Annotated in this window: 20 protein-coding genes; 3 read left to right on the forward strand and 17 right to left on the reverse strand. The window is 60.3% G+C overall.

Going from position 1 to position 19,168, the window contains the following annotated elements; translation table 11 throughout:
• Positions 1-94: 94 nt before the first annotated feature.
• Together KY495_RS08430 and KY495_RS08435 are read left to right on the forward strand one after the other, a co-directional pair.
• On the forward strand, positions 95-2,332 hold the full coding sequence (locus KY495_RS08430; RefSeq protein ID WP_219883208.1) for a M9 family metallopeptidase: 2,238 nt from the start codon (positions 95-97) through the stop codon (positions 2,330-2,332).
• A 109-nt stretch (positions 2,333-2,441) separates the two neighbouring features.
• The gene (locus KY495_RS08435) at positions 2,442-2,810 is read left to right on the forward strand and encodes a hypothetical protein (RefSeq protein ID WP_219883209.1); all 369 of its coding nucleotides are present in this window, start codon (positions 2,442-2,444) and stop codon (positions 2,808-2,810) included.
• A gap of 74 nt (positions 2,811-2,884) precedes the next feature.
• On the opposite strand, the gene KY495_RS08440 is transcribed toward KY495_RS08435, so the two are convergent.
• The 15 genes from KY495_RS08440 to KY495_RS08510 all read right to left on the reverse strand — a co-directional run bounded on the left by KY495_RS08440 (position 2,885) and on the right by KY495_RS08510 (position 15,953).
• Entirely contained in the window at positions 2,885-3,277 is a 393-nt protein-coding gene (locus KY495_RS08440) for a hypothetical protein (protein ID WP_219883210.1), read from the reverse strand.
• 57 nt (positions 3,278-3,334) lie between these two features.
• A complete protein-coding gene (locus KY495_RS08445) occupies positions 3,335-3,754 on the reverse strand; it encodes a F0F1 ATP synthase subunit epsilon (protein WP_219883211.1) in 420 nt (139 codons plus the stop codon).
• A gap of 17 nt (positions 3,755-3,771) precedes the next feature.
• Positions 3,772-5,172 carry a F0F1 ATP synthase subunit beta gene (gene atpD / locus KY495_RS08450; protein WP_219883212.1) on the reverse strand — a complete coding sequence of 467 codons (1,401 nt, stop codon included), beginning with the start codon at positions 5,170-5,172 and terminating at the stop codon, positions 3,772-3,774.
• Between the two features lie 30 nt (positions 5,173-5,202).
• Entirely contained in the window at positions 5,203-6,078 is an 876-nt protein-coding gene (gene atpG / locus KY495_RS08455) for a F0F1 ATP synthase subunit gamma (RefSeq protein WP_219883213.1), read from the reverse strand.
• Positions 6,079-6,131: 53 nt separating this feature from the next.
• Entirely contained in the window at positions 6,132-7,673 is a 1,542-nt protein-coding gene (gene atpA, locus KY495_RS08460) for a F0F1 ATP synthase subunit alpha (RefSeq protein WP_219883214.1), read from the reverse strand.
• 87 nt (positions 7,674-7,760) lie between these two features.
• Positions 7,761-8,294, reverse strand: coding sequence for a F0F1 ATP synthase subunit delta (locus KY495_RS08465; protein ID WP_219883215.1), 534 nt, complete (start codon positions 8,292-8,294; stop codon positions 7,761-7,763).
• A gap of 2 nt (positions 8,295-8,296) precedes the next feature.
• Positions 8,297-8,767, reverse strand: coding sequence for a F0F1 ATP synthase subunit B (locus KY495_RS08470; RefSeq protein ID WP_219883216.1), 471 nt, complete (start codon positions 8,765-8,767; stop codon positions 8,297-8,299).
• Positions 8,768-8,841: 74 nt separating this feature from the next.
• Positions 8,842-9,099, reverse strand: coding sequence for a F0F1 ATP synthase subunit C (atpE, locus tag KY495_RS08475; protein WP_219883217.1), 258 nt, complete (start codon positions 9,097-9,099; stop codon positions 8,842-8,844).
• A gap of 94 nt (positions 9,100-9,193) precedes the next feature.
• Positions 9,194-10,033 carry a F0F1 ATP synthase subunit A gene (gene atpB, locus KY495_RS08480; protein WP_219883218.1) on the reverse strand — a complete coding sequence of 280 codons (840 nt, stop codon included), beginning with the start codon at positions 10,031-10,033 and terminating at the stop codon, positions 9,194-9,196.
• A 1-nt stretch (position 10,034) separates the two neighbouring features.
• Positions 10,035-10,373: an ATP synthase subunit I gene (locus KY495_RS08485; protein ID WP_219883219.1), complete on the reverse strand. Its 339-nt coding sequence runs from the start codon at positions 10,371-10,373 to the stop codon at positions 10,035-10,037.
• A gap of 267 nt (positions 10,374-10,640) precedes the next feature.
• On the reverse strand, positions 10,641-11,522 hold the full coding sequence (locus KY495_RS08490) for a ParB/RepB/Spo0J family partition protein (protein ID WP_219883220.1): 882 nt from the start codon (positions 11,520-11,522) through the stop codon (positions 10,641-10,643).
• A 17-nt stretch (positions 11,523-11,539) separates the two neighbouring features.
• Positions 11,540-12,310 (reverse strand): ParA family protein, encoded by a 771-nt coding sequence (locus KY495_RS08495; protein WP_219883221.1) that lies wholly within the window; start codon positions 12,308-12,310, stop codon positions 11,540-11,542.
• A 127-nt stretch (positions 12,311-12,437) separates the two neighbouring features.
• Positions 12,438-13,094, reverse strand: coding sequence for a 16S rRNA (guanine(527)-N(7))-methyltransferase RsmG (gene rsmG, locus KY495_RS08500; RefSeq protein ID WP_219883222.1), 657 nt, complete (start codon positions 13,092-13,094; stop codon positions 12,438-12,440).
• Entirely contained in the window at positions 13,091-15,022 is a 1,932-nt protein-coding gene (gene mnmG, locus KY495_RS08505; RefSeq protein ID WP_219883223.1) for a tRNA uridine-5-carboxymethylaminomethyl(34) synthesis enzyme MnmG, read from the reverse strand. Before mnmG ends, rsmG begins: the two co-directional genes overlap by 4 nt.
• A 160-nt stretch (positions 15,023-15,182) precedes the next feature.
• Entirely contained in the window at positions 15,183-15,953 is a 771-nt protein-coding gene (locus KY495_RS08510) for a TSUP family transporter (RefSeq protein ID WP_219883224.1), read from the reverse strand.
• A 102-nt stretch (positions 15,954-16,055) separates the two neighbouring features.
• Between KY495_RS08510 and KY495_RS08515 the strand changes: the two genes are divergently transcribed.
• Positions 16,056-17,222, forward strand: coding sequence for an iron-containing alcohol dehydrogenase (locus tag KY495_RS08515; protein ID WP_219883225.1), 1,167 nt, complete (start codon positions 16,056-16,058; stop codon positions 17,220-17,222).
• Here KY495_RS08515 and KY495_RS08520 read toward each other — a convergent pair.
• On the reverse strand, positions 17,219-18,229 hold the full coding sequence (locus tag KY495_RS08520; protein ID WP_219883226.1) for a branched-chain amino acid ABC transporter permease: 1,011 nt from the start codon (positions 18,227-18,229) through the stop codon (positions 17,219-17,221). The two genes, KY495_RS08515 and KY495_RS08520, sit on opposite strands and share 4 nt — an antisense overlap.
• The gene (locus tag KY495_RS08525; protein ID WP_219883227.1) at positions 18,229-19,113 is read right to left on the reverse strand and encodes a branched-chain amino acid ABC transporter permease; all 885 of its coding nucleotides are present in this window, start codon (positions 19,111-19,113) and stop codon (positions 18,229-18,231) included. Before KY495_RS08525 ends, KY495_RS08520 begins: the two co-directional genes overlap by 1 nt.
• Positions 19,114-19,168: the final 55 nt, after the last annotated feature.

A 19,168-nucleotide genomic window follows, 5' to 3' on the forward strand; every position in this document is an offset into this window, starting at 1 on the left:
CCCTGACGGGGTTTCGTCCGCGCTATAGTGGCTCGCCTGAAGGCCTTCAGCACGCGCATCCGCGCCCCAATACGCAACAACAAGGAGCAAGACAATGATTCACGCACGCACCTACTCCGTGCTGAGCGGCCTGTTAGCCTGCCTGAGCGCATCTGCCATCGCCGCACCTGCTGGCCATGACGGCCTGCAGCTCAAACGATTGCAACAGGCGCAGCCGCCCCACCAGCGCCAGATCCTCCCCCCGACGGTGGAACAGTCGCGCTATCAGCTGCCGCCCACCAACAAGCCCCGCTACGACCTGCTGCCGCGCGACGGCCAGCGCATGCAGGCCATGGCAGCCACGCCCGCGTGCAAGAACATGGACACGCTGGCCTCCTACAGCGGGGCGGCACTGGCCGACTATGTCGCGCGCCTGCCTGATTACGAATGCACCTATCCGCTGTTTGGGCTGACGGCCTCGCAGGCCGCCCGCGTTTATTCCAATGCCAACATGAACGCCGTGGTGGCGCGCTTCAGTGCCGAGGCCGGCAGCTACAATGCCAGCACCGGTGCGGTGGCCAATCTCGCGCTTTACCTGCGCGCCGGCTATTACCTGGCTAGCGGCAGCGTCATCCCGGCGCTGCCGGCCGCACACACGACAGCGCTGCGCGCCCCGATCTGGCGCCTGGTGGAGGGCAGCGCCCTGTACCGGCCCAATCCGGTGGCAAGCACTACAGCCGGTGAGACAATCCGGCTGATCACCAATATGCACGATGAGGCTTACTATCTGCCGAGCATGAAGCGCCTCGTCACGCGTTTTACCAATACGGCCACCAGGCCTTCCGCGGCTGACGCTCTGAAGGACAGTAGCGCGGCAGGTGGCTTCACTTCGGCGCTCACCGTCATTTTCTACGCGCATTCACGTCCCGACGGCAAGGCCGTGCTGGCGTCCGATGCCAGCTATCCAGCGGCGCTGCACAATTTCGTTACGCGCAATAAGGCCGCCCTGCTCGCCTCCACCGTGTCCTACCAGCTCACCGACGCCGCCAATGAAGCCTACCGCTTCATGCAGCACGCCCAGCTCAAGCCCGCGGTTCGCCCCATGATCGAGGCCACACTGGCCAGCAGCAGCATGACCGGTGCCGACAGCGGCCTGTGGCTGGCGGCAGCGTCGGCCGTGAAGTACTACGACAATGCCAACTGCGCCTCTTACGGTACCTGCGACTACGCTTCCAGGCTGGCCAACGTGGTCCTCAAAGTGAGCCACACCTGCAGCCCCAGCCTGCGCATTCGCGCGCAGGACATGACGCTGGCGCAGCTCCAGGAATCGTGCGCCACGCTGGCCAAAGGCGACAGCTACTTCCACGAGATGCTGCAGACCAACCGCGTGCCGGTGGCCAATGACCGCAACACCACGCTGGAACTGGTGGTGTTCGACGACTTCGCCAATTACGCCAAATACGCATCTGTCATCTACGATATCGACACCAACAATGGCGGCATGTACCTGGAGGGCGACCCATCGGCAGCCGGCAACCAGGCGCGCTTCATTGCCCATGAAGCGTCGTGGCTGCGGCCCGTGTTCAAGGTGTGGAATCTGGAGCACGAATACGTGCACTACCTCGATGGCCGCTTCAACCTGGCAGGTGACTTTGGCGCTTCGGTGGCCAAGCCAACGGTGTGGTGGATCGAAGGGATCGGCGAATACCTCTCGCTCAAGAACGACAACCAGGCGTCCATCGACGTGGCGCGCAGGGGCACTTACAAGCTGAGCCAGATTTTCGGCAATACGTACTCGATGGCCGATTACACCGATCGTGCCTACCGGTGGGGTTACATGGCCACCCGGTTCATGAACGAGCGCCATCGCCGCGATGTCGACTCGGTGCTGGCGCGCTTTCGCGTGGGCGACTACGACGGCTACCAGAACTACATGAACTATATCGGCACCCGATATGACAATGAATTCGCTGCGTGGGTACAAAGCGCCACCACGGCAGGCACGCCGCCGCTGCCGGTGGTGACGCTGCCGGCATGCACGTCCACCAGTCAGCTGGGCCGCAACTGTTCGATCAACAACTTCGCCTCGTCCAGCCAGAGCTATGCCTACATCATGCTGCCTCCAGGGGCCAAAAACCTGCGTTTGTTCACCAGCGGCGGAACCGGCAATGTGGACCTGTATGTGGGGCTCGACCGCTATCCGAGCACGGCCTCGTACACAGCCGCATCACGCAATGCGGGCAATGGCGAAAGCGTGAGCATCCCGGCGCCCGCCTCCGGCCGCTGGTACTACATCATGCTCAAGGGCGAGCCAGGCTTTTCTGGTGTGAGCCTGAGCGCGACCTACGACTAGGCGCTGTCCTGGCCGGCGTGGCGATTGCCTCGCCGGCCAGGAATGCGAAGAACGGCGGGACCGATGGCCGAACAGGCATAAGTATGAATAATGCAATATGATGAAACGCATGACACTCATAAAATATCTGATTGCAGCGTGCGCCCTGCTGCCCCTCGCCTCCCAGGCGCAGGCAAGCCCCGCAAAACTGACTGTGGTCTCGGTGAAGTATCAGCTTGCCGAGCAGTCGTCCGACAAGATCAGCGATCTTTTGCTGGCACCCGTAATGCGGGCACTGCAGGCACTGCCGGGCGTGAGCGGGGTCCGGGGCGATGCCACCCATGGAACGAGCAAGATTGACATCCTTTTCAAGGACGGGCCCACCCGGGCCGACCGCGTGCTCGTGGAAAATGAGCTCGACCGGCTGAAGCTGGCCCCGGGGCTGGGCGTGATCTCGCGCACTGTCGACCTGGCCGAAGAAAGCGCGAGCTTGCGTTGACGTAGCAACGACGGAAGGCGCTGGCAGGGTTAGCGGCAACTGGCCGTGGTCAGCGTCCGGACAGAACACCCGTGTTAATCGAAGGAGCTTGAACTGAAACGGCCGCTGGACGAGCTGCCAGATCCACCAGTGCCGGTCACTGCAATGTAGGTCACGCCCCCGATGGCCACCATCGTGGCAAAGGTCATTACGCCGGCCAGGGCGCTGAGAAAGCAGAGCAGGCCCTTAAGCCAGGGTGTCGCTGCCCATAGCGGGGCAATACTGGCGTAGCGGTAACCGCAGCCACCGGCGCCCAGCAACATGGACGCGCCAAACACCAGCTGCAAATCGGGGTTATCGATGAAATAGAACCAGGCAAAAGTCGCACACGCCAGCAGCAGGCACACCGCGGCAACCTTTTTGTACAGCTTGCGCAACGCCAGTTTGGTTTCGGGCGCCATCGCTCCCCTCCTCTTGTTCACGATCATAGAAGGCAAAAGAAAAGGCAGCCTCGGCTGCCTTTTCTGTCCCTGCACAAGCAAATCTTACTTCTTGCGCAGACGGGCGATGGCTTGCAACTGGGCGATTGCCACGGCCATTTCGGCCTGGGCGCGCGCGTAGTCGATCTTCGACTCCTTGTTGACCATCGTCTCTTCGGCCAGTTTCTTGGCAGCCAATGCTTTCGCTTCGTCCAGATCGCCACCGCGGATTGCGGTGTCGGCCAGGACCGTCACGCCGTTCGGCTGTACTTCAAGGATGCCGCCGGCAACGAAGACAAATTCTTCTTCGCTCTGGCCAACCACCTTGATGCGTACCGCACCCGGCTTGATGCGCGTGATCAAGGGGGTGTGCATGGGGTAGATACCCAGCTCACCCGCTTCACCCGGCAACGCGACGAATTCAGCTTCGCCCGAAAAGATGCTCGATTCGGCCGATACTACGTCAACGTGAAATGTGTTTGCCATAAGTGTCCTATCGGCTCTTAGTTGAGCTTCTTGGCTTTTTCGATTGCTTCGTCGATCGTGCCAACCATGTAGAACGCTTGCTCAGGCAGGTGGTCCAGTTCGCCCGACGCGATCATCTTGAAGCCCTTGATCGTGTCTTTCAGCGAAACGTACTTGCCTGGCGAACCGGTAAACACTTCAGCGACGTGGAATGGCTGCGACAGGAAACGCTGCATCTTACGGGCGCGGGCCACCAGCAGCTTGTCTTCCGGTGCCAGTTCGTCCATGCCCAGAATCGCGATGATGTCACGCAGTTCCTTGTAGCGCTGCAGCGTGCCCTGAACGGCGCGCGCAGTGTCGTAGTGTTCCTGGCCAACCACGAGCGGGTCCAGCTGGCGCGAGGTCGAATCGAGTGGGTCAACCGCTGGGTAGATACCGAGCGAGGCGATGTCACGCGACAGCACGACGGTGGAGTCGAGGTGACCGAAGGTGGTCGCTGGCGACGGGTCGGTCAAGTCATCCGCAGGGACGTACACGGCCTGGATCGAGGTGATCGAACCGGTCTTGGTGGACGTAATACGCTCTTGCAGGCGGCCCATTTCTTCGGCCAGCGTTGGCTGGTAACCCACTGCCGATGGCATACGGCCCAGCAGCGCCGATACTTCGGTACCGGCCAGGGTGAAGCGGTAGATGTTGTCCACGAAGAACAGAACGTCCTTGCCTTCGTCACGGAACGATTCAGCGATCGTCAGGCCGGTCAGCGCCACGCGCAGACGGTTACCTGGCGGCTCGTTCATCTGGCCGTAGACCATCGCCACTTTGGAGTTTTCCGGGTTTTCCAGGTCAACCACCTTGGCATCGGCCATCTCGTGGTAGAAGTCGTTACCTTCACGGGTACGCTCACCCACGCCGGCAAACACGGACAGACCCGAGTGCGCCTTGGCGATGTTGTTAATCAGTTCCATCATGTTCACGGTCTTGCCCACACCTGCACCGCCGAACAGACCAACCTTACCACCCTTGGCGAACGGGCAGACCAGGTCAATCACCTTGATGCCGGTTTCCAGCAGGTCTTGCGACGGCGACAGTTCGTCGTACGCAGGCGCCACGCGGTGGATCGATGCCGTCTGCTCGTGCGAGACAGGACCGCATTCATCGATGGGGTTGCCCAGCACGTCCATGATGCGGCCCAGGGTTGCCTTACCTACTGGCACCATGATCGGCGCGCCGGTGTTCTGGATCATCATGCCGCGACGCAGACCGTCCGACGAGCCCAGCGCAATGGTACGGACAATGCCGTCGCCCAGCTGCTGCTGTACTTCCAGGGTCAGTTCGGAGCCTGCCATTTTCAGTGCGTCAAATACCTTCGGCATTGCATTGCGTGGAAATTCAACGTCCACCACAGCGCCGATACACTGAACGATTTTGCCATCAGCCATGTTCGTTCCTTCTATATTTATCTAAATGGGTTAGACCGCTGCCGCACCGGCGACGATCTCGGAGAGTTCTTTGGTAATCGCAGCCTGGCGCGTCTTGTTGTAGACCAGCTTCAGTTCGCCAATGACGTTACCGGCGTTGTCGCTGGCCGACTTCATGGCCACCATCCGTGCCGACTGCTCGGACGCGATGTTTTCGGCAACCGCCTGGTACACCAGCGCCTCCACGTAACGCACCAGCAGTTCATCGATGACGGTTTGCGCTTCCGGCTCGTAGATGTAATCCCATGCGTGATTACCCTTGTCGGCCGTCAGGCGGTCAGCCGACAGTGGCAGCAGCTGCTCCACGACCGGCTCTTGCTTCATCGTATTGACGAACTTGGTGTAGCTGATGTAAACCGCGTCGAGCTTGCCTTCCAGGTACGCGTCGAGCATGACCTTGACCGGTCCGATCAACTTGTCCAGGTGCGGGGTGTCGCCAATCTGGACTGCGTGCGACACAACGCGGACACCCACCCGATTCAAAAACCCCAAACCCTTGTTGCCAATGGCAACCGCTTCAATTTTGTTGCCGTCTGTTTCCAGCTGGCGCGACTTTTGCGTCACCATGCGCAGCACATTGGTATTCATGCCGCCGCACAGACCCTTGTCGGTCGTGACGACGATGAAGCCAACGGACTTCGCCTGCACCGTCTTGGCCTGGGCCATGAACGGGTGCGTGTATTCCGGATTCGCGGTGGCCAGATTGGAGGTGATGTTACGAATCTTTTCACTGTAGGGACGGGCAGTCCGCATGCGTTCCTGCGCCTTGCGCATTTTCGATGCGGCGACCATTTCCATCGCCTTGGTGATCTTCTTCGTATTTTCTACGCTCTTGATCTTGCCACGAATCTCTTTGCTTGATGCCATGAGTCCTTACTCCTTATGCGCTGTCGGGCACCGGTAAAGGTGCCCTATCACAATTAATATGCGCCGGATTTCTTGAAGTCAGCAATGGCTGCGGACATGGCGGCTTCGCCTTCCTTGTCCAGCTGCTTGGTGTCTTCAATCTTGGACAGCAGGGCAGCGTGCTTGCTCTTCATGTGGCCATGCAGGCCGGCTTCGAACGCCAGGACCTTCTTGACTTCGATATCGTCGAAGTAACCCTTGTTCACTGCGAACAGCGACACGGCCATCAGCGAGATCGACAGTGGCGAGTACTGGGCCTGCTTGAGCAGTTCAGTCACGCGGGCACCGCGGTCGAGCTGCTTGCGGGTCGACTCGTCCAGGTCCGATGCGAACTGCGCAAAAGCGGCCAGTTCACGGTACTGGGCCAGGTCGGTACGGATACCGCCGGACAGGTTTTTGATGACCTTGGTCTGGGCGGCGCCACCGACGCGCGACACCGAAATACCGGCGTTAATCGCAGGACGGATACCCGAGTTGAACAGCGAGGTGTCCAGGAAGATCTGACCGTCGGTAATCGAAATCACGTTGGTTGGCACGAAAGCGGACACGTCGCCAGCCTGGGTTTCAATGATCGGCAGGGCGGTCAGCGAACCGGTCTTGCCGGTCACGGCGCCGTTGGTGAAGGCCGACACGTAGTCTTCGTTCACACGGGCTGCGCGCTCGAGCAGGCGGCTGTGGAGGTAGAACACGTCGCCTGGGTACGCTTCGCGGCCTGGTGGGCGGCGCAGCAGCAGCGAAATCTGGCGGTAGGCAACTGCCTGCTTGGACAGATCGTCGTAGACGATCAGTGCGTCTTCGCCGCGGTCACGGAAGTATTCGCCCATGGCGCAACCGGAATAGGCCGAGATGTACTGCATGGCGGCCGATTCGGAAGCCGAGGCGGCAACCACGATGGTGTATTCCATGGCGCCGTGCGTTTCGAGCGAGCGCACGATGTTCTTGATGGTCGATGCCTTCTGGCCGATCGCGACGTAGATACACGTCATGTTCTGGCCCTTCTGGTTGATGATGGCATCGATCGCGACAGCCGACTTACCGGTCTGGCGGTCGCCAATGATCAGCTCGCGCTGGCCACGGCCGATAGGTACCATCGAGTCGATCGACTTCAGGCCCGTCTGCATTGGCTGCGACACGGACTGGCGGGCAATCACGCCTGGCGCGATCTTTTCGATCGGGGTCGACATGGTGGTGTTGACCGGGCCCTTGCCATCGATAGGCTGGCCGAGGGCGTTGACCACGCGGCCGCGCAGTTCAGGACCGACCGGCACTTCCAGGATGCGGCCGGTGCACTTGACCACGTCGCCTTCCGAAATGTGCTCGTAAGCACCCAGAATCACGGCGCCGACGGAGTCGCGCTCGAGGTTCATGGCCAGGCCGAAAGTATTGCCTGGGAATTCCAGCATCTCGCCCTGCATCACGTCCGACAGGCCATGGATACGGCAGATACCGTCGGCTACGGAGACTACCGTGCCCTGATTGCGAATGTCAGCCGAACCTTCGAGGCCTTGGATCCGGCTTTTGATCAGTTCGCTGATTTCAGATGAATTAAGTTGCATGCTAACTCCTAATAGTTTCTTGATGCGTGAGCAAGGGCGTCAGGCGCCGGCGAGCCATGCGTGTCTACGACGGGTCTATAACGTCTGTTACGACGCCAGGGCGGCCTGCATCTGCTGCAGGCGGGCGCGGACCGAGGTGTCGAGCACTTCGTCGCCGACCACCACGCGCACACCGCCAATCAGGGCCGGATCGACCGTGACCGATGGGTTGAGCTTGCGGCCGAATTTCTTTTCCAGCGTAGCCACGAGGTCGGCAACCTGCTGCGACGAGATCTCGAACGCGCTCGTGATGTCGGCATCGGCTGCACCAGCGTCAGCGTTCTTGAGCATCTCGAACTGCGCGCCGATTTCCGGCAGCAGGGCAACGCGGCCATTCTGGACCAGCATGGCAACCAGGTTCTTCACTTCCGGGGTCACGTCCGCTTTGAGCATGGACATCAGCGTCTGGGCAACATCGTTGCCAACCACGTTCGGGTTGGCGGCGTATGCCAGCACATCAGGGTGGGCACCCAGCTGGGACAGCTGGGAAACCACGTCGGCCCAGGCGTCCATGTTGCCTTGCTTGGCAACACGGAACAGCGCTTCGGCGTAAGGGCGGGCGACAGTTGCGAATTCGGCCATGATTACAGCTCGACCGCAAGTTGCGACAGCATGTCGGCGTGGGCCGATGCGTTCACTTCGCGCTTGAGGATCTGCTCGGCGCCTTTGACAGCCAGCGCGGCTACCTGGGCACGCAGTTCTTCGCGGGCACTGGCCATGGCCTGCTCGGCGTCGGCGTGAGCCTGGGCACGGATGCGGGCCGCTTCCGATTCAGCAGTCTTCTTTGCTTCTTCGATGATCGATGCAGCGCGCTTGTCGGCGTCCACGATACGCTTTTGTACTTCGTCACGGGCCGTTGCCATTTCAGCATCGACACGCTTCATTGCTACTTCCAGCTCGGTCTTGCCACGATCGGCAGCGGCCAGGCCATTCGCGATCCTCTCGGCGCGCTCATCGAGCGCTTTCATCAGTGGAGGCCACACGAATTTCATCGTGAAACCAGCCAGGATGAAGAAGACCACGAACTGTGCAAACAGGGTTGCGTTTAAGTTCACGGTATTTTCCTTCTCACAAAAACGGATGCCGAACCCGGAAGGTTCGGCAATTCACAAGCAACGAAGTGCCGAACTTAGCCAGCGATGACTGGTGGTACGAATGGGTTGGTGAATGCGAACAGCATAGCGATACCAACACCGATCAGGAACGCAGCATCGATCAGACCAGCCAGCAGGAACATCTTGGTCTGCAGCACGTTCATCAGCTCAGGCTGACGTGCCGAAGCTTCGAGGTATTTGCCGCCCATGATAGCGATACCGATGCAGGCGCCGATAGCACCCAGACCAATGATCAAACCGCAAGCCAGTGCAACAAAAGAAAGGTCAGTCATGAGAGTTCCTTCAAAAAGTAAATTAAAAAATCGAAAACAAAAAATTACAAAGCTTCCCTACTACTACAGCTTGAACCTGGCCGATTGGCGCCGATCAGTGGCCTTCATGCGCCTGGCCGATGTACACCAGCGTCAGCATCATGAAAATGAACGCCTGCAGGAACACGATCAGGATGTGGAAAATAGCCCAGATCGAACCGGCAATCACGTGGCCGACGAAGCCGAACGTAGTTGCCATCGCACCCAACAAAGCGATCAACAGGAACAGCAGCTCGCCGGCAAACATGTTGCCGAACAGTCGCATGCCAAGCGAAACGGTTTTTGCTGCGTACTCGATAATGTTCAACAAGAGGTTGAACGGCGCCATATAAATGCCAAACGGCGCGGCGAACAATTCGTGGATCCAGCCGCCAAGCCCTTTGATCTTGATACCGTAGTAGATCATCAGTGCGAATACGCCCAGGGCGATGCCAAGCGAACCATTGAGGTCAGCAGTAGGAACCACGCGGTGATACGGCAAAATATTGTCAACGCCCATCCATTTGAAAGCTTCGGAGAACAAATCAACGGGCAAGAAGTCCAGCGAATTCATCAAGGCGACCCAGACAAACACGGTCAGCGCCAGAGGGGCGATGAAGCTGCGGTCACCGTGTACGATGGCCTTGGCCTGGTTATCGACCATCTCGAACAGCATTTCCACTGCAGCCTGGAAACGGCCCGGGACGCCCGATGTGGCGCGGCGCGCTGCCGACCACATGATCAGGCAGCCCAGCACGCCCATGCTGATGGACCAGAACAGGGTGTCGAAGTTAATAATGGAAAAATCGACGACAGCGTCCTGATGCTTGTTCGAGAGGTGACCCAGGTGGTGCTTGATGTACTCTGATGCGGTCGGTGCGTGTGCTGCTGCGCCTTCTACGGTTGGACTCGTCATGTCAGTGCCTAATTAATAAGAATATGTAACTTTTCAGCACCACGATGCAGCCGCCTAAAAAGGCGAGCCAGTTCAAATCGCGGTACAGCTTCACGGCGGCGAACAGCAGCGCCACCGTCATTGCAATCTTTACGAATTCCCAGATGAGAAACGACACAGCATTCGCGCCGCCCGGCCGCTTGGTGCCCAGGTACAGACGATATGCCATTAGCGCATTCGGTACCAGGCAGCAAAGGGCGCCAAGCAGTGCGGAAAACATCGCAGGCAGGCCCCCCAGTAGCGCGGCGATGACGCCAGCAACGACTGTTGCGATCAATTGCAGGGAGACTAGGCGCAACATATTTTCTTCTTCGCGCTTTGCCGTTTAAGTGCCGTGTTTCCGGGGTTTGAACTTGTGAATCAGCGGGATTATAAGGCGATATACCGATGTGCGTCAAACACTGCTGCACCGCAGAATCGCTTATTAGTATCCAAATACCACGCTTTTTTGGAGGTTCTGCACTAAAAGTGGGCGGGTAGTAGTTTTACTGTATTCCGATGCCCGTGGCGCTCGACGCTATCTCCGCGGGCGTGAAGATAGCGTTTTTTACCGCGATTTCCGCCCCAGTCATGCGCGCAGCCGCGCCAGTACCCCGTCCAGCACATCGAGGTCGGCGAAATCAATAATCATCTGACCGCGGCCCTTGGCACCCATTTTGAACAGCACCGGGGTGGCCAGCTTGTCGGACAGTTCTTCCTCCAGGCGCACGATGTCGCCGGGTTTTTCCTTCTGGCGCGAAGGCGTCTCGTCCTGCTCTTCCATGGCGCGGGTGACCAGCTTTTCCGTCTCGCGTACCGACAATCGCCTGGCCACCACCTGGTTAGCCAGCGTGATCTGGCTGGCCGCGTCCACGGCCAGGAGGGCGCGGGCGTGGCCCATGTCGATGTCGCCGGCCATGAGCATGGTCTGCACGGGGGCGGCGAGGTTGATGAGGCGCAGCAGGTTGGACACCGCGCTGCGCGAGCGCCCCACTGCTGTGGCGGCCTGCTCGTGGGTGAAGTTGAAGTCGCTGATCAGGCGCTGGATGCCCTGCGCTTCTTCCAGCGGATTCAAGTCTTCGCGCTGCATGTTTTCGATCAGCGCCATGGCGGCGGCGGACTGGTCGTCCACTTCGCGCACCAGCACGGGAATCTGCTCCAGGCCGGCCAGCTGGGCGGCCCGGAAGCGGCGCTCGCCGGCGATGATTTCGTACTTGGCCGCGCCGGTCAGCTCGTCGCGGCCCACCGGACGTACCAGCACCGGCTGCATGATGCCCTGGCTCTTGATGGAGGCGGCCAGCTCGGCCAGGGCTCCCTCATCCATGCGCGTGCGCGGCTGGTACTTGCCGGCCTGGAGCTGGAATACCGGCAGCGACGACGGCGTGCCCGGATCGGCCTGGGGGGCCTCGCCATCGCCGCCCAGCAGTGCTTCGAGTCCGCGGCCAAGGCCCTTGAGTTTTTTGGTTGCCATGATTGAAGTCGTTCCGATTACATTGTTTTGATTCGTTGAACCATCTCGGCGCCAAAGGCGATGTAAGCCTGCGCGCCCTTGGAGGCCGGGTCGAAGGTCACGCCGGGAATGCCGTAGGACGGCGCTTCGGCCAGGCGCACATTGCGCGGGATGATGGTCTTGAAGACCTTGTCGCCAAAGTGCTCTTCCAGCTGCGCCGACACCTGCTGCGACAGCGTCATGCGCGGGTCGAACATCACGCGCAGGAGGCCAATGATCTTGAGGTCGTGATTAAGGTTGGCATGCACCTTCTTGATGGTGTTGACCAGGTCCGACAGGCCTTCAAGCGCGTAGTACTCGCACTGCATCGGGATGATCACGCCGTGCGCCGCGCACAGGCCATTGAGGGTGAGCATGGACAGCGCGGGCGGGCAGTCAATCAGGATGAAGTCGTACTCGCCGCTGACCTTGTCGAGCGCATCCTTGAGGCGGCGCTCGCGGTTATCGAGCTGCACCATTTCCACTTCGGCGCCGGCCAGTTCGCGATTCGATGGCAGCACGTCGAAGCGCCCTGCTTCCGAACGCTGGCGCGCGGCGCTCACATCGGCCTCGCCCAGCAGCACCTGGTAGATCGAACTCTTGAGCGACGCCTTGTCGATGCCCGCGCCCATGGTCGCGTTACCCTGGGGGTCCAGGTCCACCAGCAGCACACGCTGGTCCAGCCTGGCCAGGCCGGCCGACAGGTTGACACTGGTGGTGGTCTTGCCGACTCCGCCTTTTTGATTCGCAACGCAAAATATCTTGGCCATGTATCTTCTTATCGTTGACGCAACAGTTGTGCTAATGATGGCGCATGAACGCGGTTTATACCGTTTATACTATCAATATCGAATAGTCGATTTATATAGTATATATGGTATAAACTGTTTATACGGTTTATATGGTTTGTCGGGATTTCTGGATGAACACCAGATGGCGTTCCGCCTGCAGCCTGGGTACCTGGAGGGGCTGAAGAAGCCGCACTCGCCAGTCCTTTGGCAGCCGTTCCTGCTCCTCCGGCGGTGCTGTACCCTTGAGGGCGATGAATTCACCGCCCTCGGCCAGGAGATGCCCCGACCAGTTCACAAAATCCGAGAGGTCGGCAAATGCGCGCGAAGTGATGACGTCAAACTTGTCACTCACCTGCAGCTGCTCCACGCGCATGGTGTACACCGTCACATTGGCCAGCCCCAGCTCTGCCTTCACCTGCGTGAGAAAGGCAGTCTTCTTGTGGACCGTGTCGATCATCGACACTTTCATCTGTGGCCGTGCGATGGCCAAGACCATGCCGGGCAGTCCACCCCCTGCCCCTACATCGAGCACATTGGCGGCGCTGGCAAAAGCCGGTACCGCCGCCAGCGAGTCCAGAATGTGGTGCGTCATCATCTGCATGGGATCGCGCACCGAGGTCAGGTTGTAGACCGCATTCCACTTGAACAGCAGGGCCAGGTAGTCGAGCAGCTGCGCATGCTGCTGCTCGCTGATATCCAAACCCAGTTCCTTGACGCCGTCCGCAAGCACTGCCGACAGGGCTGGCCGGTCAAAATACTTCATTGGGCCAGCTCCTCGTTGAGGGTGGCAAAACCCTTCGCCCCGCGTTTCTTCAAATGTACCAGCAAAAGCGAGATTGCGGCCGGTGTCACGCCAGAAATTCTTGATGCCTGGCCCAGGGTCTCGGGTCGCTGCTTGTCCAACTTCTGGCGCACTTCGATCGACAGCGCGGCAATGTCCAGGTAATTGAAGCCTTCCGGCAGCTTCAGGTTTTCATAGTGGTCGTGGCGCTCCACTTCCTTGGCCTGGCGGTCGATATAACCTGCGTACTTGAGCTGGATTTCGATCTGCTCGCGCACTGCCGCATCCTGCACGCCGGGGCCGGCCAAAGTCTGGCCTTCGCTGCCTGTCATGCTCATCAGCTTTTCGTATTCAACGCCCGGGCGCCGCAGCAGGTCGGCCAGCGAGTATTCGCGCTCGATGGCTTGCCCAATGACGCGCTCCGATTCCGCTGCCGCCAGAATGCGCGGGTTGACCCAGGTGGTGCGCAGGCGTTCGAGCTCGATAGCAATTGCCTCGCGCTTGCGCTCGAATGCTTCCCACTGCGCGTCACCCACCACGCCCAGCTTGCGGCCAATTTCGGTCAGGCGCATGTCGGCATTATCTTCGCGCAGGCTCAGGCGGAACTCGGCACGGCTGGTGAACATGCGGTATGGCTCGGCCACCCCCTGCGTGGTCAGGTCATCGACCAGCACGCCCAGGTAAGCCTCCGAGCGGGCCGGCACCCAGGCATCGCGGCCCTGGGTCAGCAGGGCGGCATTGATACCGGCCAGCATGCCCTGGGCAGCGGCTTCTTCGTAGCCGGTGGTGCCGTTGATCTGGCCCGCGAAGAACAGGCCCTGCACCGCCTTGGTTTCCAGCGACATTTTTAGCCCGCGCGGGTCGAAATAATCGTATTCGATCGCGTAGCCCGGGCGCAGGATAAAGGCGTCCTCCATGCCTTTCATGGACCGCACCAGGGCGATCTGCACGTCGAACGGCAGGCTGGTCGAGATCCCGTTGGGATAGAACTCGTTGGTGGTCAGGCCCTCCGGTTCCAGGAAAATCTGGTGCGATTCCTTGCCAGAAAAGCGGTGGATCTTGTCTTCGATGGACGGGCAATAGCGCGGTCCCACGCCCTCAATCACGCCCGTGTACATCGGGCTGCGGTCCAGCCCCGCGCGGATGATGTCGTGGGTCTGGGCGTTGGTATGCGTTACCCAGCACGGCACCTGCCGGGGATGCATGGCAGTGTTGCCCATGACAGAAAACACGGGCACGGGATCCAGATCGCCGGGCTGCTCGGCCATCAAGGCGAAATTGATGCTGCGCCCGTCGATGCGCGGTGGCGTGCCCGTCTTGAGGCGCCCTTGCGGCAGCTTCAGTTCCTTCAGGCGCGCAGACAGGGAGATTGCCGGTGGATCGCCGGCGCGGCCGGCCGAATAGTTCTGCAGGCCCACGTGAATCTTACCGTCCAGGAAAGTGCCGGCTGTCAGGACCACAGCGCGTGCGCGAAATTGCAGCCCGATCTGCGTCACGGCGCCCACCACGCGGTCGCCCTCCACCATCAGGTCATCCACCGCCTGCTGGAACAGCCACAGGTTCGGCTGGTTTTCCAGGCGCGAACGGATGGCCTGCTTGTACAGGATGCGGTCCGCCTGGGCGCGCGTGGCGCGTACGGCGGGGCCCTTGGAGGAATTCAGAATACGGAACTGAATGCCTGACTCGTCGGTGGCAATCGCCATGGCGCCGCCCATCGCGTCGACTTCCTTGACCAGATGGCCCTTGCCGATACCACCAATGGATGGGTTGCAAGACATCTGACCCAAAGTTTCAATATTATGGGTAAGCAACAAAGTCTTTTGGCCCATGCGGGCGGAGGCCAACGCGGCTTCCGTGCCGGCATGGCCGCCGCCGACGACAATGACATCGAATTCAGTTGGAAATAACATGGTAAGGGTCGTGAAGCAGGAGTCGAGGCCAGATTATAGAGTCTTTTGCGCCGCCAAAACCTTTTCACGCTAGATATCCAGCTCTAGCGCGCAAATTGTTTCACGTGGAACGTCGCGCATACGCACCCGGCGAGCGCCAAATTGTTCCACGTGAAACACATCAAAGCGACCACTTCGCAATGGCATCGTACGCGGTCTTGGCGATCAGACAGCTCACGACAACGAGAAAAAGTTTGCGGACAAACGCACTGCCATGCCGGATCGCCAGCCTGGTGCCGACCAGCGAGCCGGCAATCTGGCATGCAGCCATGAGCAAACCAAGCTGCCAAAGAAGATGACCGCTGTAACCAAACCACATCAGCGCCGACAAATTGCAGGCAACATTGACGACTTTGGCTGCGGCAGAGGCGCTGAGGAAATCGAACCCAAAGAACCGGACAAACAGGAAAATAAGAAAGCTGCCCGTTCCCGGCCCAAAAAAGCCGTCATAGAAGCCAATGCCCGCCCCCATCGCCAGCGCAAAGTAGCGCTCGGCCCAACCGCTATGGACCGGCGCATGGATGCTGCCCAAGTCCTTTTTCCGGAATATGTAGATTGCAACCGCGAGCAGGATAAATGGCAGCAGCAAGCGAACAAAATCCGCCGGCACCTTGGTGACGGTATAAGCGCCCGCGAACGACAGCGCAAATGCTGCCGCCGCAGCGGGCGCTGCAGCGCTCCAGGCAACCCGCACGCGGCGGGCATAATTCACGGCGGCCGTGGCAGTTCCAAAGATGCCGGCGAATTTGCTGGTGCCCAGCAGCGTGGCAGGAACCTCACGCGGGAACACCGAGAACAGTACGGGGATCTGGATCAGCCCACCGCCCCCCACCACTGCATCCACCAGTCCAGCAAGAAAAGCAGCAGTACCAATCAGGGCAATGTCGATCATGGGACAAGGGGGTCAGGAAGAATCCCACATTGTACGGAAGAAATCTGCACCGCAGCGAGGGCTGAGGTAAGCTTGTCACTTCACGAACTCCACGAGCAGACCATGTCCCCTTCACCGAGCTTTGCCTTCAGCACCGTTCCCCACCTTGTCTGCGCCCCGGGGTGCGCGGATTCGCTTGGCGAACACGCCGCCGCCAGGTTTCCCCTGGTGCGCAGGGCGCTGGTGGTGACGGACGCGGGTTTCCTGCGTACGGGACTGACCGAGGCACCCATCGCCAGTCTGCGCGCCGCAGGGATGGAGGTTGAGATTTATTCGGACGTTGTCGCCGATCCGCCGGAACACGTGGTACTTGCCGCCGTAGCATTTGCGCGCGAGCGGGCCGTGGACCTCGTCATAGGACTGGGCGGTGGCAGCTCCATGGATGTCGCCAAACTGATTGCCGTGCTGGTGCCTTCCATCCAGCCGGTGGCCGAAATCTATGGCATTGGCAACGTGCAGGGCGCGCGCCTGCCCTTGATCCAAATCCCCACCACTGCCGGTACCGGTTCGGAGGTCACCAACATCGCCATCGTCACGACCGGTGCCACCACCAAGAGCGGCGTGGTCGCGCCACAGCTGTATGCGGATCTGGTCCTGCTCGACGCGGCGCTGACCACCGGCTTGCCACGGGCTGTGACGGCGGCCACCGGCATTGATGCGATGGTCCACGCCATTGAAGCATTCACCAGCAAGCATAAAAAGAATCCTGTCTCGGACATGCTCGCCATGCAGGCACTGGCCCTGCTCACGGCCAACATGCGCACCGCCTGCGATAATGGCAGTGATATCGCCGCACGCCAGGCCATGCTGCTCGGCGCCTACCTGGCAGGACAGGCGTTTTCCAACGCCCCGGTAGCTGCCGTACACGCGCTGGCCTATCCCATCGGCGGCATTTTCCACGTGCCCCACGGCCTGTCCAATTCGCTTGTTTTGCCGCATGTGCTGACTTTCAACCTCCCCGAAGCGGCGGGACTCTATGCCGAACTGGCAAGCATCGTCGCACCGGAGGCAACGGGTTCCGAAGCGGCACGCGCACAGGCTCTGATTGCTGCAATGCAACAAATTGCCGATTGGACGGGGATCGAAACCACGCTGCGGCAGGTGGGGATAACAGCGACAGATCTGGACAGGCTGGCAGACGACGCCATGCTGCAAACCCGTCTGCTCGGAAATAACCCGCGCGAACTGACCAGGGCCGACGCGCGGGCTATTTATGCTGCTGCTTTTTAAGGCAACGCCTTCTTGCGCGCCAGGGACCTGACGGCGGCGCCCAGTTCCCCAACAATGCCGCGCCGGAACAGCAACACGCAGGCGATGAAGATCAGGCCGGTGACCATGCCTACCGATTCGCCCAGGGTCGCAAACCATTCCACGCCGGTGCTGGAGGCCAGGAAGGTGCCTACGTCGCCCAGCTTGTTCTCCAGCGTGATGATGATCATGGCGCCGATGACGGGGCCGGCCAGGGTTCCCATGCCGCCCACCAGGGTCATCAGGATCACCAGGCCGGACATGGTCCAGTGGACGTCGGTCAGCGTCTCAAAGCCCAGCACGACTGTCTTGGTGGCGCCTGCCAGGCCGGCCAGGGCCGCCGACAAGACGAAGGCCATCAGCTTGTAGCGGTCGACGTCAAAACCGAGTGAAATGGCGCGCGGTTCGTTTTCCTTGATGGCCTTGAGCACTTGCCCAAACGGCGAATGCACGGTGCGGTAAATGAGCGCAAAGCCGGCCACGAAGATGGCGAGCACCACGTAGTACAGCGTCAAGTCGCTCGCCAGATCGAGCGCCCCGAATAACTGACCACGCGGCACGCCCTGCATGCCGTCCTCCCCGCCCGTGATGGGCGCACGCAAGGCGCCGAACGACACCATCTGCGCCAGGGCCAGCGTGATCATGGAAAAATAGATGCCCTGCCGCCGGATGGCAAGCGCCCCCATTACCAGGCCGGTCAGCGCCGCCGCCCCTACTCCCGCCAGGATGCCCAGCTCGGTAGGCCAGCCCAGGTCGCGCAAGAGGTAGCCGGCCACGTAGCCGGCCGTACCAAAAAACGCCGCATGGCCAAAGGAGAGCAGCCCGGTAAAACCGATGAGCAGATTGAATGCACAGGCAAACAGGCTGAAGCACAACAGCTTCATCAGGAAGACGGGATAGCCATAGAACGGCGCGGCCAGGGCGAGCCCCAGCGCCACCAGGTAGCCGATATTGCGGCCGCTGACCAGCTTTGCGGAAGTGGTGGCCATCATTTCTCCTTCCCAAACAAGCCTGCCGGCCGCAGCAGCAGTACGATCACCATCACCACGAACACCACCACTTCCGAGCCGGCCGGATAGAACACGCGGGTCAATCCTTCGATGACGCCCAGGCCCAGTCCGGTGACGATGGACCCCATGATGGAGCCCATGCCTCCGATCACTACAACGGCGAACACGACGATAATCAGGTTGGACCCCATCAGGGGTGTGATATTGGTGACGGGCGCCGCCAGCACCCCTGCAAAGCCCGCCAAAGCGACGCCGAAGCCGTAGGTCAGCGTGACCATGAGCGGCACGTTGATACCGAACGCCTCCACCAGCTTGGGATTCTCGGTGGCGGCGCGCAAATATGACCCCAGCTTGGTCTTTTCAATCACGAACCACGTCACCAGGCAAATGGTCAGCGAGGCCACCACCACAAAGGCGCGGTAGTTGGGCAGCATCATGAATCCCAGGTCGGTCGCCCCCTGCAGCAGCTCCGGTGCGTCATACGCCTGCCCCGAGACGCCATAGAAAGACCGAAACACGCCTTCGAGCACCAGTGTGACGCCAAATGTAAACAGCAACCCGTAGAGATGGTCGAGCTTGTAGAGCCAGCGCAGCATCGTCTTTTCAATCACGATGCCGAATATGCCAACCAGCAGCGGCGCCACGGCCAGCATTACCCAGTAATTGAGTTCGAAGTAAGACAGGCCCATCCACGCGAGAAAGGCACCCATCATGTACAGGGCGCCGTGGGCGAAGTTGATCACATTGAGCAAGCCGAAGATCACCGCCAGGCCCAGCGACAGCATGGCGTAGAACGAACCGTTGACGAGACCGACCAGCAGCTGGCTCATCATCAACTGATGAGGAACGCCGAAAATTTCCATGGCATGTCAGTAAAAGAGGCGCCGGCTGCCCGGCGCAGTGGGACGGCACGCGGCC

The organism is Massilia sp. PAMC28688 (assembly GCF_019443445.1).
Classification (GTDB): domain Bacteria; phylum Pseudomonadota; class Gammaproteobacteria; order Burkholderiales; family Burkholderiaceae_D; genus Telluria_A.